Here is a 12,465-nt window from a genome sequence, read left to right as displayed (position 1 = left end):
AGCACCCTCGCCCCCCACGCCCCCATCCTCACCGTCGGCTCCCTCAGCAAGCTCTACTGGGCGGGCCTACGCATCGGCTGGCTCCGCCTCCCCCCCACCCTCGCCCCCACCCTCAAACAGGCCAAAACCCTCACCGACTTCGGCAGCAGCCAACCCGCCCAGCACCTCGCCCTCCACCTCCTCGCCGACCTCCCCACCCTCATCCACGAGCGCCGCGCCGCCATCACCCCCGCCCGCGACCACCTCGCCCACCTCCTGCACACCCACCTCCCCGACTGGACCTTCACCACCCCACCCGGCGGACAATTCCTCTGGATCACCCTCCCTGGCCCCACCGCCAGCGCCTACACCCACCACGCCGCCCGCCACGGCCTGCGCCTCTACCCCGGCGCCAGCATGGGCGTCACCCCCCTCCCCGACCAGTACCTCCGCATCCCCTTCACCCTGCACCCCGACCACATCCCCGAAGCCGTCAACCGGCTGGCACGGGCCTGGGCGGAGTTCACGAGCAGGGGGAGTGGGCGGCTGGCGTGAACTGGGCTTTCCTGATGGAAGGTGGGCGCCTGCGGCGGGCTTCCCCACCCCCCAGCCCCCTACCCCAGAGGGGCAGGGGGGGCTTACGTTGGCACTGGGCAGGTATTTCGCTGAGGTGGTCGGCGGGTTATCGGGCGGGGACGGCCACGCCTCACACGCCATCCTCCGATTTCGCGCCGTTCGCCCCGCGCGCTTCGCGCACGACGGGCCGCGTTGCCACGACGCCGGATGGGCCAGCCAACTTGGTGCGTGCCGCAAGGTTCTACTTTTTGGGCTTCCGCAGAAGCATGTTTTTGAAAGTCGATCAGCGGCGCGAAGCGTCCCACCGGTCACCTGACCGCAGACTGCCACCGGCCGTCGTGCGCGCAGCGCGCGGGCCTACGAGGGGGGCGGAGGATGGCGTCGAAGCCGGACACGTCAACGCCCACCACAAACACGCCGCAAAAGTAGAAACTCTTGCCCAGTGCCAACGACGGCTCCCCCTGCCCCTCTGGGGTAGGGGGCTGGGGGGTGGGGCAGCCCGCCGCCAGGCGCCCCCCTTCCAACAACGCCCCCCAGGGCATCGCCCACCACCCCCTGACGCCCCCTGCAACAGCGGAGGAACTCCGTTCAGCACAGAACCCAGCCGGGGTAGTTGACAGTTGGCGGAACGCCTGTCATACTTGTGCTTCTGACCTGACGAGGTCGTGCCGTGCCCATCCCGCTGGTTCTCACGAGCGAACGTCCACTTCGGACTCTGCGCGAGTTTTCGCGCCCCGGCACTGGAGAGGCATCACTGCACTTGAGGGAGGCGTCCACCTCTGGGATTTACAAAAAACGGACGCGCGAGCAGGTGACGCTGGTCAACCCAGTCTGTCTGCACCACCGGAGCAGCCCTTTGTCGGGCTGCTTTTTCCTTGTGGGGGTGGGTCAGCGCCAGCCGAGGCCGGGGGCGACGTGGGTGAGGATGCTGCCGATCAGGTGTGCGTTGTAGTCGACGCCCAGCTGGTTGGGGATGGTGAGGAGGAGCGTGTCGGCTTCCGCGATCGCCTCGTCGTGGCGCAGCTGCTCGATGAGGCGGTCGGGTTCGTCGGCGTAGCTGCGGCCGAACACGGCGCGGTACTGGTCGATGGCGCCGAACTGGTCGCGGCCGGCCTGTCGTCCGAAGTACGTGCGGTCCTGGTCGTTCACCAGCGCGAAGATGCTGCGGCTGACGGAGACGCGTCCTTCGCGGGTGTGCCCGGCTTCCTTCCAGGCGGCGCGGTATGCGCGGATCTGTTCGGCCTGCTGGACGTGGAAGGGTTTGCCGTTCTCGTCGACTTTCAGGGTGGAGCTCTGGAGGTTCATGCCCATCTTCGCGGCCCATTCGGCGGTGGCGTTGGAGGCGGCGCCCCACCAGATGCGGTCGCGCAGGCCTGCCGAGTACGGTTCCAGGCGCAGCAGGCCGGGCGGGTTCGGGAACATCGGGCGGGGGTTGGGTTGCGCGAAGCCTTTGCCTTCGATCACGTCGAGGAACACCTCGGCGTGTCGGCGGGCCATGTCGGCTTCGGTTTCGCCGGGGGCGGGGGCGTACCCGAAGTGCCGCCATCCGTCGATCACCTGTTCCGGCGAGCCGCGGCTGAGGCCCAGCTGGAGCCTCCCGCCGGAGATCAGGTCGGCTGCGCCGGCGTCCTCGGCCATGTACAGCGGGTTCTCGTAGCGCATGTCGATCACGCCGGTGCCCAGTTCGATGGTTTTCGTTTTCGCGCCCATCGCGGCCAGCAGCGGGAACGGCGACGAGAGCTGCTGCGCGAAGTGATGCACGCGCACGTACGCGCCGTCCGCGCCCAGTTCCTCGGCGGCGACCGCCAGATCGATGGTCTGGTGCAGCACGTCCGCCGCCGAGCGCGTGCCGGACTGCGGGGACGGATTCCAGTGCCCGAACGAGAGAAACCCGATCTTCTTCATGCCTACAGGCTAGCGCTTTTGCTTGAAAAAGTAAACCGATTTGATAAGCAAATCCGAATATGGGTCATGAAGCGGATGTCAGCATCCAGCCCGGCGGCTACGCTCAGCACATGGCCCGCAAACCCCGTACCAACCGCATAGACCGCAGCGAGTACTACGAGATCACCGGTCGCCTGCAACACTACGCCTGCTTCCACTGCTGCAAAGCGTTCAAACAGGGCTTCCCCAGAGCGGGGGAAGCGATCCTCTGCCCGCAGTGTCGCCAGCCCATGACCAACATGGGCACCGACTTCAAGGCCCCCGCCCAGCGTGAGCGCAGGCAGTGGCAGAAAGTCCAGCAGCTCGCCCAGGCAGGCGTCCGGTTCTTTCCCGTCGGCAGCACGGGCACGCCCGGTGACCGCCCCGCCACCCTGGCGGAAGTTCCCGCCTTCCTGCGGCGCATCCACCCGCTCAGCGCTGGTCAGCAGGAGTTGGAACGCGAGGCCAGTACGAAGTCTCCCGCCCCACGAGAAGGCCGCCTGGTCCAGCGCGGCCGGTTCCCACATCAGACCTATGAACTGGTGGGATACGCCCTGCATCAGGGCGCAGCTCTTGAACTCTTCAAGGAGGGCCGCTGGCAGCCCATCACGTTCATGACTCAGGGAAGTGGGGGGGCCACTCTTCCACACCCCTTCTTCTACCCCAGAACCAGTCTCATGACATACGTGGCGCACGCTCCGGTGTTTGTGACGCAGCGACATCGTCTGCGCTGGCCCGCACCATAGAAGAAAGCCGGAGCATCACGCCCCGGCTTCCCTCGTTCAGCTTTCGGCCATCAGCCGTCAGCCGTCTGCGTTTCTGGTGGCCTCAGACTCGGGGGCGGCCCCTCGTCTTTCTTGACCAGTCAGCGCAGGAGTTGTTGCTCTTAGAAGTCCATGCCGCCCATGTCAGGGCCGCCGGCGGGCGCGGCGGGCGCGGCCTTCTCGGGCTTGTCGCTGACGATGGCTTCGGTGGTGAGGATCAGCGCGCCGATGCTGGCGGCGTTCTGCAGCGCGGTGCGGGTGACCTTGGCGGGGTCGACGATGCCGGCGGCGACCATGTCGTCGACGTACTCGCCGGTGGCGGCGTTGAAGCCGAAGCGGGGCTTGTCACTGTTGATGACGGCGTTCACGATGACGCTGCCTTCTTCACCGGCGTTCGCGGCGATCTGACGGGCGGGCTCTTCGAGCGCGCGGATCAGGATGCGGGCGCCGGTGGCTTCGTCGCCGGTGAGGGCTTCAGCGGCCTTGCGGACGGCGGGGATGATGCGCAGCAGGGTGGTGCCGCCGCCGGAGACGATGCCTTCTTCGACCGCGCTGCGGGCGGTGCTCAGGGCGTCCTCGTAGCGGTGCTTCTTCTCTTTGAGTTCCGTTTCGGTGGCGGCACCGACGCGGATGACGGCGACGCCGCCGGCGAGTTTGGCGAGGCGTTCCTGGAGTTTTTCCTTGGCGTAGTCGCTGTCGGTGGTGTCCAGTTCGCCCTTGATGGCGTTGACGCGGGCGTCGATGGCGCTCTGCTCACCCTTACCGTCGACGATGGTGGTTTCGTCTTTGGTGATGCGGACGCGGGCGGCGCGGCCGAGCATGTCCATGCTGGTGTTCTCGAGCTTGTGGCCGAGGTCTTCGCTGACGACTTCCCCGCCGGTGACGGCAGCGATGTCGCGCAGCATTTCCTTGCGGCGGTCGCCGAAGCCGGGGGCCTTGACGGCGGCGATGTTCAGGGTGCCGCGCAGCTTGTTGACGACCAGGGTGGCGAGCGCTTCACCTTCGACGTCCTCGGCGATGATCAGCAAAGGACGGCCGGTCTGGGCGACTTTCTCGAGGACGGGCAGCAGGTCCTTGAGGGCGCTGACCTTCTTCTCGTAGATGAGGATGTAGGCGTCTTCGAGGACGGCTTCCATGGTGTCGGGGCTGGTGATGAAGTAGGGGCTGATGTAGCCCTTGTCGAACTGCATGCCTTCCACGACGTCCACTTCAGTGTCGAAGCCTTTGCTTTCTTCGATGGTGATGACGCCTTCCTTGCCGACCTTGTCCATCGCGTTGGCGATTTCTTCGCCGACCTGCTCGTCGTTGGCGCTGATGCCGGCGACTTTCTTGATGGCTTCGCTGTCTTCGACGGGCACGGCGAGGGTCTTGATTTCCTCGATGGCGGCGGCGACGGCTTTCTCGATGCCGCGTTTCAGGGCCAGGGGGTTGGCGCCGGCGGCGACGTTGCGCAGGCCTTCTTTCACGACGGCCTGGCCGAGGACGGTGGCGGTGGTGGTGCCGTCACCGGTGATGTCGTTGGTCTTGCTGGCGACTTCTTTCAGCAGCTGGGCGCCGATGTTCTCGAGTTTGTCCTCGAGTTCGACTTCCTTGGCGACGGTGACGCCGTCCTTGGTGATGGTGGGGCTGCCGAATTTCTTCTCGATGACGACGTTGCGGCCGCGCGGCCCGAGGGTCACTTTGACGGCGTTGGCGACGGCGTTCACGCCTCGTTCGAGGCTACGGCGGGCGGCTTCATCAAACACGAGCTGTTTAGCCATGATGGTGCTCCTTTGGGGGCGGTGAGCGCAGAGCGGTGGGCTCTGGGGTCACGCCTGTTGAGTGGGGTGGGGGGGTGGCTCCCTGTGGGGGGAGCGGTCAGCGCAGCTGACTGAGGGGTGACGCCTCAGTCGGCAGGGCGCTTTACTCGACGATCGCGAGGATGTCGCGTTCGGCGAGGATGGAGTAGTTCTTGCCTTCGAGGCTGACTTCCGTGCCGCCGTACTTGGCGAAGTAGACGGTGTCGCCTTCTTTGACGTCCAGCGCGATGCGGGTGCCGTTGTCGAGCACCTTGCCGCTGCCGACGGCGATGACTTTGCCGCGCTGGCTCTTTTCTTTGGCGGTGTCGGGGACGTACAGGCCGCCGGCGGTCTTCTGCTCGGCTTCCTCGATGATTTCAACCAGAACGCGGTCACCTAAGGGTTTCAGCATGTTGTGTCCTCCTGTGAGTTGGGGTGTGGAGCTTCGGCCTGCCGGACGCTCCGGCTGTTTTTGCCGTTCCGCACGCAATCCTAGGCGTGAAGTGACAAAAATGTCAAGTCGGGGAATCTGACAATTTGAGTCTGGTGCGCTCAAGGGGCGCCAGCACGCGCAAAGCGCATATACGCTTGCAGCCTCATAGCGTGAACATATATATGTGAGTGGAACATACGCTCTTGGCCCAGTGCCCCGCCCCTCATCCCAGGAGGACCACCCGCATGGCCGCACGCCCCGCCATCCTCGCCCGCACCGCCTTCGAGGACGCCTTCGAAGCCCTGAACGGAGCCCCCCTCACCCTCGCCGTCCTGGACCTCGACCACTTCAAGACCCTGAACGACACCCTGGGCCACAGCGAAGGCGACCGCGTCCTGCGCGGCGTGGAACGCCTGCTGTCCGGCAGCCTCCCCTCCGGCAGCGTCATCGGGCGCATCGGCGGCGACGAGTACGCCTGCCTGCTGCCCGAAACCGCCGCCGAGACCGCCCTGATCCTCCTGGACGAGGTCATCAAGCACTTCCACATCCACCGCGACCCCCACTGGCCCAAGAGCCTGGGCCTCAGCGTCGGCCTCGCCTCGCGCCCCGCCCACGCCACCCACTACGCCGAGCTGTACCGCGCCGCCGAGGAAGCCCTGCTGCGCGCCAAACGCGAGGGCCGCGCCCGCGCCTGCATCTACGTGGAAAGCAAGATGGTCCTGAAAAGCAACTACTACAGCAAGAGCCAGCTCGACCGCCTCGCCAAACTGAGCGGCGCGCTGGGCCGCACCGAGGCCAGCCTGCTGCGCGAAGCCGTGGACGACCTGATCGAGAAGAACCGGGGCGAACTGTGAACGGAGCCGTGGGAGGTGAGACGAGCGCCTTCACCGTCGGCTGGAACGCGGCCCTGTCGGAGGCGTGGGACGCGTACCTGCACGGTTCGTATCCCGTCGGGGCCTGCGTCGTGGACGAGCGTGGACAGGTGATCGCCAGGGGTCGCAACCGCCTGAGTGAACGCCGCGCCGTCGAGCAGGGCGTGATCAGCGGGCACGACCTGGCGCATGCGGAAGTGAACGCCCTGCTGAACCTGACCACCACGCCCCGCCCCGAGTGCTACTCGTGGACGCTGCTCACGACCCTGCAACCGTGCCCGCAGTGCGCCGCCATCGCGGCGATGGGCGGCATGCGGCACGTATCGTACGCCGCGCCGGACGCCTGGATTGCCGAGTCGAACCTCCTGACGCACGATCCGTACGTGTCCCGCAAGGGCGTGAGGGTATCCAGAGCCCCGGAGCCCGTGCAGAGGGCGGCGCTGCGGCTGGTGCTGGTCGCCCACCTGGAGAACGGACAGGACCCGGACAGCCCCATGCTGCGCAGCTTCGCGTCATACCCGGACGACGTTCACGCGGCGGCCGCCCTGCACGCATCCGGCACCCTGGCGGCCCTGCGCGACCGCCGCGCCCCGCTGGCCGAGGCGCTGGCGGTACTGGCATGACCCGCCCCGCCTTCGTGGACCTGTCGCCGGGCCTGGACCGGGTGGGCCGCGCCTGCGCGTGGATCGAGCGGGAGGACGGCTTTGTCCTCATGACCGGGTTGGAGTGGGGCGGCTGGACGCTGCCGGGCGGCGGCATCCACCCCGGCGAGACGCCCGAGGTGGCCGCGGCCCGCGAGGCATGGGAGGAGGCGGGCGCGCACGCCGAGGTCGCGGGCGCCTCGTTCCCGATCGTGGGCGTCAGTGGGGTCGAGAGCGTCTGCGTGCCCCTGCACCTGACCCGCCTGGAGCCCAGCCCGGAGGGCCGCCCCGTGACCTGGGTGAACCCCCGCTCGCTGCCGTGGGCGCAGGATCACCAGCTGCGGCAGGTGCTCGCGGCGCGTGGGCAGACGCCATTACACCTGGAGGTTCCGCCGCTGGTGCAGGCCGCGCAGGCAGCTGCCGGTCCCGATTTCACGGGGGGTTGTTCGCCCGAAACGGGCCGCCTGCTGCGGACCCTGGCGGCCACGCGCCCCGGCGGGCGGGTGCTGGAACTCGGGACGGGAACCGGCGTGGGCGCGGCGTGGCTGCTCTCGGGCCTGGACCGTGCCGGACGCCTCCTGACCGTGGAGGCCGATCCGGCGCGGGCCGAGGCAGCCTGGGCGGTGTTGCAGTCGGACCCGCGCGCCCGCGTGCAGCGCGGCGACTGGGGTGACGTGCTGCGTGACGGGCCGTTCGACCTGATCTTCGCAGACTGCGCGCCCGCGAAGACCCCGGACTCGTTGGACCGGCTGGTGCGGGCCCTGCGGCCCGGCGGGACGCTGATCATGGACAACTTCAGCCCGCCCGCCTTCATGTCGCCCGACCGGCACGCGGGCGACCCGCTCAGGGACGCGCTGTTCACCCACCCGCAGCTGACCTGCACCGAACTGGAAGTCCGCCGCCGCGAACGCGTGCTGCTGGCCGTGAGGACCGCGTGACCGGCGAACTGCACCTGACCGTCCTGCGCCACGGCCGCAGCCGCGCCGACGACGAGAACGTTCACGAGGGCCGCTACGACAGCCCCCTGAACCCGGAAGGTGAGGCGCAGGCGGCGGCACTGGCCGCGTACTGGACGGCGCACCCGCCGGGCTTCGACCGGGCGTACTGTTCCACCCTGCAACGGGCGCACGGGACGGCCCGCATCGTCACGGACGCCCTAGGTGTGCCCCTGACCCCCACGGACCTGCTGCGCGAGTGGGACAACGGCCCGCTGGCCGGCATGGGCCGCGAGGCGGCGCTGGAACGCTACCCGATTCCCGCATTCCGGCACGACCTCGACCCGTTCACCCCGGACGGCGGCGAGAGTCAGGCGGCGATCCGCGCCCGCGCGCTGCACGCCCTGGAACTCGTGTGGAATGGCGGCGGCCAGCGGGTGCTGCTCGTCACGCACGGCGGCTTCGGGAACAGCCTGCTGCGCGAACTGCTGGGCGCCTCGCGCGGCTGGTTCGCGTTCGGGGATACGGCCTTCGCCACGCTGCGCCTGAATCGGGGCAGCCACACGGCCCTGCTGACCGGCGTGAACCTCACCCCGCACCTGCCCTGACCCGCCCCGTACAGTGACCCCATGCGCCACGACCTGACTCTGAGTGAAGGCCCGTACACCCTGCGCCCCCTGACCGACGCGGACATCACCCCGCTGCTGGCCCTGGCGCGGGCGCACGCGGCCGAGTACGCCCGCATGGGCACCCTCCCCACCCACGAGCGCTATTACACCGGCGCGCTGGACGCCCCGGATCAGCTGCCGTTCGTGAAACTGGTCGGCGGCGAACTGGCCGGCGCGACCCGCTTCCTGGAGATGCGCCCCAAACATCACCGCCTGGAGATCGGGAGTACCTGGCTAACCCCGGCGTTCATGCGCACGCCCGCCAACCGTACCTTCAAACGCCTGCTGCTGGACCACGCCTTCGGCGAGATGGGCATCCTGCGCGTGGAGATCAAGACGGACATCCTGAACACCCGCAGCCAGCAGGCCATCGAATGCCTAGGCGCCACCCGCGAGGGCATCCTGCGCCAGCACATGCCGCGCCCCGACGGCACGCAGCGCGACACCATCATGTACTCCATCATCGCGGAGGAATGGCCGCAGGTAAGGGCGCGGCTGCTGGGGGCCAGCTGACCGGCGTTACTCGTTCATCAGCAGTGGGTAGGGGTTGATCGCGCCGCCCGTCGTGTAGATGCCGTAGTGCAGGTGCGGGGGCGTGCCCTTCGCGTTTCCGCTGTCGCCCACGTAGCCCACCACGTCGCCCTGCTCGACCCAGTCGCCGCGGTTCAGGTCCGGGTAGCGTTCCAGGTGCGCGTAGTAGTGCCGTTGCCCGCCCGGCCCGAGGACCATGACGGTGCGGCCCCCCAGGTTGTTCGGGCCGACGTTCACGACCACGCCGCGTGTCGTGGCGCGGATGGGCGTGCCGCGCGGCGCGAAGATGTCCACGCCCTCGTGCCGGCGGCCCTGGCTGCGCGCGCCGCCCCAGGTGTCCACGAAGCGCTGCCCCGGCAGCGGGTTGGGCAGCGAGGCGGCCGCCGGGGCCGGTTCGGCCAGCAGGGCCGCGTACCGCCGGGCGCCCTCGATCTGCGGCCACAGCAGGAACGCCGCGCCTCCCAGCACCGCCAGCGTGACCAGCCAGCCCAGCACCCGCCTCACGCCCGCCCTCCATTCCGACCCGGCTTCATGCTCCCAGGATGGCGTGCGGGGGCCGCACCCGAACCGGACAAAAGTTGCAGAGTGCCTCCACCATGAAGCCCGCCTGAACGGGGCCGCCCCGGACCGTGCGCGCGGCCCCCGTCGGTCGCGCCGGGCAGGGTAGACTGACCGGATGCCCGCGCGTTCCCACCCCATTCCCGCGCACCTCTGGACGCTGCCCGGCGGCCTGACGGTCGCCTTCGAACGCCGGTCCGGTCCCGGTTTCGCCTTCGACCTGCGTGTGCCTGTCGGCAGCGCCCACGATCCTGCCGGGCAGGAAGGGGCGAGCGGCGTGCTGGAAGAATGGCTGTTCAAGGGGGCGGACGGACTGGACGCCCGCGCCCTGCAGGACGCCTTCGACGACCTCGGCGTGCGCCGGGGCGGCGGGGTCGGCCCGGAAGCGACCCGCTTCTCCGTCAGTGGCCTGCTGGCCGACCTGGGCGCCGCGCTGACCCTGACCGCCAGCGTCCTGAACGCGCCGCACCTGCCGGAGGACGAACTGCCGGTCCTGACCGACCTGGCCCGGCAGGACCTGGAGGGTCTGCTGGACAGTCCCGCCGACCGCCTCGCCACGCTGGCGCGGCAGACGGCGTTCCCCGCCCCGCCCGGCGCTCCCCTGAGCGGGTACGGCCACCCGGCCAGCGGCACCCCGCAGGGCCTGGAAGCCCTGACGCCCGCCTCGCTGCGCGCCCACCTTCAACGCTACGGGCAGGCGGGCAGCGTCCTGGGCCTCGTGGCGGACCTGCACCCCGGACAGGCGCGTGATCTGACGGCCGCCGCGCTGGGTGGCCTGCGCCCCGGCGTTCACGAGCCGGTCCCGGCGGTCCTGCGGCGGCGCGTGCAGGCGCACGTGACCGACCCGGACGCCGAGCAGACGCACCTGAGCCTCACCCTGCCCGGCGTGCCGCCCGGCCACCCGGACTGGATGGCGTGGCAGGTCGCCCTGACCGCCCTGAGCGGCGGCAGCGCCAGCCGACTGTTCCACGCCGTCCGTGAGGAACGCGGACTGGCGTACGCCGTGAGCGCCAGCCCGGTCATCCTGGGCGGGCAGGGATTCCTGGGCGCGTACGCCGGCAGCACCCCCGCCCGCGCGCCCGAGACGCTGCAGGTCATCCTGGCGGAACTGGAGAGGCTCCCGCAGGGTCTGACGCCCGCCGAGTTCGGCCGCGCCCGCGCCGGCCTGGACGCCAGCGTGGTCTTCGGGGCCGAGAGCATGCGCGCCCGCGCCCACGCCCTGACCCGCGACGCCGCCGTGTTCGGCCGGATCCGCAGCGTCCCGGAACTCCGCGAGTCCCTCAGCAAGCTGACCCTGGACGACGTGAACGCCTTCCTGGCCCGATACCACCCCGCGCCGGACGTCACGACCGTCACCATCGGCCCCGAGGCGCACGGGCCCGGCGAGTCCCTGACGGCCGGGAACGCCGAACCCATCCCCCTACAGCCTTCCGACCACCCCAGCGAGACCCTGCATGCCTGACCCTGCCCCCCAACACCACCGCCTGCCCGGCGGCCTGACCCTGCTGCTGGAACCCGACCCGGCCGCGCAGACCGTCGCCGCCGGTTACTTCGTGAACACCGGCAGCCGCGAGGAAAGCGCCGCCGAGATGGGCGCCAGCCACTTCATCGAGCACCTGCTGTTCAAGGGCAGCGACACCCTCAGCGCCGCGCAACTGAACGAACGCCTCGACGACCTCGGCGGGCACGCCAACGCCTTCACCAGCGAGGAAGCGACCGTCTACCACGCCGCGACCCTGCCGGAACGCACCACCGAACTGCTCGGCACGCTGACCGAACTGATGCGCCCCGCCCTGCGCCCCGACGACATCGCCACCGAACGCGGCGTGATTCTCGAGGAGATCGCCATGTACGCCGAACAGCCCGCCGTGCGCGTCACGGACGAACTGCGCGCCGACTACTGGGGCGACCACCCGCTCGGCTGGCCCATCCTGGGCACCGCCGCCACCGTCACGGACCTCACGCCGGACGCGCTGCGCCGCAACCACCGCGACCGCTACGGCGCCGATCGCGTCACCCTGACCGTCACCGGGCAGTTCGACCCGCCCGCCGTGCTGGACTGGGCCCGCACCCACCTGCACGACTGGCCCGCCGCGACCCGCCCCGCCCCCCCGCGCCTGCCCGCCCGGCGCCCGGACCACGCCGCGCCCCGCCACCCCGGCACCGTCCGCGTCATCAACGACCCCACCCTGAGCCGCGTGCAGGTCACGGCCGCCGCGCCCGGCCTGGACGCCACCCACCCGCTGCGCGAGGCGGCGCACGTCCTGGCCGACCTGATCGGCGGCGAGAACGGCGCCCTGTACTGGCACCTGATCGACGACGGCAGCTGCGACAGCGCCGACCTGGGCCACCTGGAATACCAGGACGCCGGCACCTTCGAGGGCGGGTTCTCCTGCGACCCGGACCGGGCCGCCGCCGCGCTCGCCACGTACCGTCGCGTGCTGGCCGGCGCCGGCGACCTGATCACCCCGGTCGCGGTGCGCCGCGCCGCCCGCAAACTCGCGGTGGGTACCCTGCTGCGCGCCGAGACGCCCCAGGGCCGCCTGTTCACGCTGGGCATGGAGTTCCTGGCGACCGGCCGCACCCCCGACACCGCCGCGAGCGTCCGCCGCTACGAGCAGGTCACCCCCGACGACGTGCGCGAGGTCCTGCGGCTGTGCCCCCTGGACCGCCTGACCGTGGTTGCCCTGGGACCCATCGACCGCCTCTGATCCGGACTCCGATTGAATGGGCTGCAAAGCCCGCCCGGTCCGAGCGGATGCGACTCGTATAGTTGCCCCGCAGAGAAGGAGAGAAACGCCCCTCCG

Annotated in this window: 13 protein-coding genes; 9 read left to right on the top strand and 4 right to left on the bottom strand. The window is 69.9% G+C overall.

The window, feature by feature from the left end; genetic code table 11:
- On the top strand, positions 1-534 hold a 534-nt coding region (locus CBQ26_RS19370; RefSeq protein WP_143342211.1), incomplete at its 5' end, for an aminotransferase class I/II-fold pyridoxal phosphate-dependent enzyme.
- A gap of 909 nt (positions 535-1,443) precedes the next feature.
- Here CBQ26_RS19370 and CBQ26_RS19360 read toward each other — a convergent pair.
- Positions 1,444-2,460: an LLM class flavin-dependent oxidoreductase gene (locus CBQ26_RS19360; protein ID WP_088250240.1), complete on the bottom strand. Its 1,017-nt coding sequence runs from the start codon at positions 2,458-2,460 to the stop codon at positions 1,444-1,446.
- Positions 2,461-2,570: 110 nt separating this feature from the next.
- Between CBQ26_RS19360 and CBQ26_RS19355 the strand changes: the two genes are divergently transcribed.
- A complete protein-coding gene (locus CBQ26_RS19355) occupies positions 2,571-3,224 on the top strand; it encodes a hypothetical protein (protein ID WP_088250239.1) in 654 nt (217 codons plus the stop codon).
- 140 nt (positions 3,225-3,364) lie between these two features.
- Here CBQ26_RS19355 and groL read toward each other — a convergent pair whose 3' ends face one another.
- Together groL and groES are read right to left on the bottom strand one after the other, a co-directional pair.
- Positions 3,365-5,002 (bottom strand): chaperonin GroEL, encoded by a 1,638-nt coding sequence (groL, locus tag CBQ26_RS19350; RefSeq protein ID WP_088250238.1) that lies wholly within the window; start codon positions 5,000-5,002, stop codon positions 3,365-3,367.
- Between the two features lie 142 nt (positions 5,003-5,144).
- Complete coding sequence (gene groES, locus CBQ26_RS19345) at positions 5,145-5,432, bottom strand: co-chaperone GroES (RefSeq protein WP_055362141.1); 288 nt, start codon at positions 5,430-5,432, stop codon at positions 5,145-5,147.
- Positions 5,433-5,698: 266 nt separating this feature from the next.
- Here groES and CBQ26_RS19340 point away from each other — a divergent pair, with 266 nt between their 5' ends.
- From CBQ26_RS19340 to CBQ26_RS19325, 5 genes are read left to right on the top strand one after another with little or no spacing between them, the layout of a single operon-like run.
- On the top strand, positions 5,699-6,307 hold the full coding sequence (locus tag CBQ26_RS19340; RefSeq protein WP_088250237.1) for a GGDEF domain-containing protein: 609 nt from the start codon (positions 5,699-5,701) through the stop codon (positions 6,305-6,307).
- Positions 6,304-6,948 carry a nucleoside deaminase gene (locus CBQ26_RS22735; RefSeq protein ID WP_172418180.1) on the top strand — a complete coding sequence of 215 codons (645 nt, stop codon included), beginning with the start codon at positions 6,304-6,306 and terminating at the stop codon, positions 6,946-6,948. The genes CBQ26_RS19340 and CBQ26_RS22735 overlap by 4 nt, the downstream gene beginning before the upstream one ends.
- A complete protein-coding gene (locus CBQ26_RS22730; protein ID WP_172418179.1) occupies positions 6,945-7,904 on the top strand; it encodes an NUDIX domain-containing protein in 960 nt (319 codons plus the stop codon). The genes CBQ26_RS22735 and CBQ26_RS22730 overlap by 4 nt, the downstream gene beginning before the upstream one ends.
- A complete protein-coding gene (locus CBQ26_RS19330) occupies positions 7,901-8,509 on the top strand; it encodes a histidine phosphatase family protein (protein ID WP_229844279.1) in 609 nt (202 codons plus the stop codon). The genes CBQ26_RS22730 and CBQ26_RS19330 overlap by 4 nt, the downstream gene beginning before the upstream one ends.
- 21 nt (positions 8,510-8,530) lie before the next feature.
- Positions 8,531-9,082, top strand: coding sequence for a GNAT family N-acetyltransferase (locus tag CBQ26_RS19325; protein WP_088250236.1), 552 nt, complete (start codon positions 8,531-8,533; stop codon positions 9,080-9,082).
- Positions 9,083-9,088: 6 nt separating this feature from the next.
- Here CBQ26_RS19325 and CBQ26_RS19320 read toward each other — a convergent pair whose 3' ends face one another.
- Positions 9,089-9,604, bottom strand: coding sequence for a M23 family metallopeptidase (locus CBQ26_RS19320; RefSeq protein WP_088250235.1), 516 nt, complete (start codon positions 9,602-9,604; stop codon positions 9,089-9,091).
- A 172-nt stretch (positions 9,605-9,776) separates the two neighbouring features.
- Between CBQ26_RS19320 and CBQ26_RS19315 the strand changes: the two genes are divergently transcribed.
- Both CBQ26_RS19315 and CBQ26_RS19310 read left to right on the top strand, forming a co-directional pair.
- Complete coding sequence (locus CBQ26_RS19315; protein ID WP_088250234.1) at positions 9,777-11,120, top strand: M16 family metallopeptidase; 1,344 nt, start codon at positions 9,777-9,779, stop codon at positions 11,118-11,120.
- Complete coding sequence (locus tag CBQ26_RS19310; RefSeq protein WP_088250233.1) at positions 11,113-12,369, top strand: M16 family metallopeptidase; 1,257 nt, start codon at positions 11,113-11,115, stop codon at positions 12,367-12,369. Before CBQ26_RS19315 ends, CBQ26_RS19310 begins: the two co-directional genes overlap by 8 nt.
- The last annotated feature ends 96 nt before the right edge of the window (positions 12,370-12,465 follow it).

Origin of the sequence: Deinococcus indicus (assembly GCF_002198095.1) — a bacterium.
GTDB classification, from domain to species: Bacteria; Deinococcota; Deinococci; order Deinococcales; family Deinococcaceae; genus Deinococcus; species Deinococcus caeni.
Note: the sequence above shows the minus strand (reverse complement) of the source record. Positions and strands in the feature narration are given on the sequence as shown.

Bases quoted from the DNA above. Each gene is read 5' to 3' on its own strand.
- CBQ26_RS19310 (WP_088250233.1), top strand. From the start codon at position 11,113: ATGCCTGACCCTGCCCCCCAACACCACCGCCTGCCCGGCGGCCTGACC.
- CBQ26_RS19325 (WP_088250236.1), top strand. From the start codon at position 8,531: ATGCGCCACGACCTGACTCTGAGTGAAGGCCCGTACACCCTGCGCCCC.
- CBQ26_RS19340 (WP_088250237.1), top strand. From the start codon at position 5,699: ATGGCCGCACGCCCCGCCATCCTCGCCCGCACCGCCTTCGAGGACGCC.
- CBQ26_RS19315 (WP_088250234.1), top strand. From the start codon at position 9,777: ATGCCCGCGCGTTCCCACCCCATTCCCGCGCACCTCTGGACGCTGCCC.
- groES (WP_055362141.1), bottom strand. From the start codon at position 5,432: ATGCTGAAACCCTTAGGTGACCGCGTTCTGGTTGAAATCATCGAGGAA.
- CBQ26_RS22730 (WP_172418179.1), top strand. From the start codon at position 6,945: ATGACCCGCCCCGCCTTCGTGGACCTGTCGCCGGGCCTGGACCGGGTG.
- groL (WP_088250238.1), bottom strand. From the start codon at position 5,002: ATGGCTAAACAGCTCGTGTTTGATGAAGCCGCCCGCCGTAGCCTCGAA.
- CBQ26_RS19360 (WP_088250240.1), bottom strand. From the start codon at position 2,460: ATGAAGAAGATCGGGTTTCTCTCGTTCGGGCACTGGAATCCGTCCCCG.
- CBQ26_RS19355 (WP_088250239.1), top strand. From the start codon at position 2,571: ATGGCCCGCAAACCCCGTACCAACCGCATAGACCGCAGCGAGTACTAC.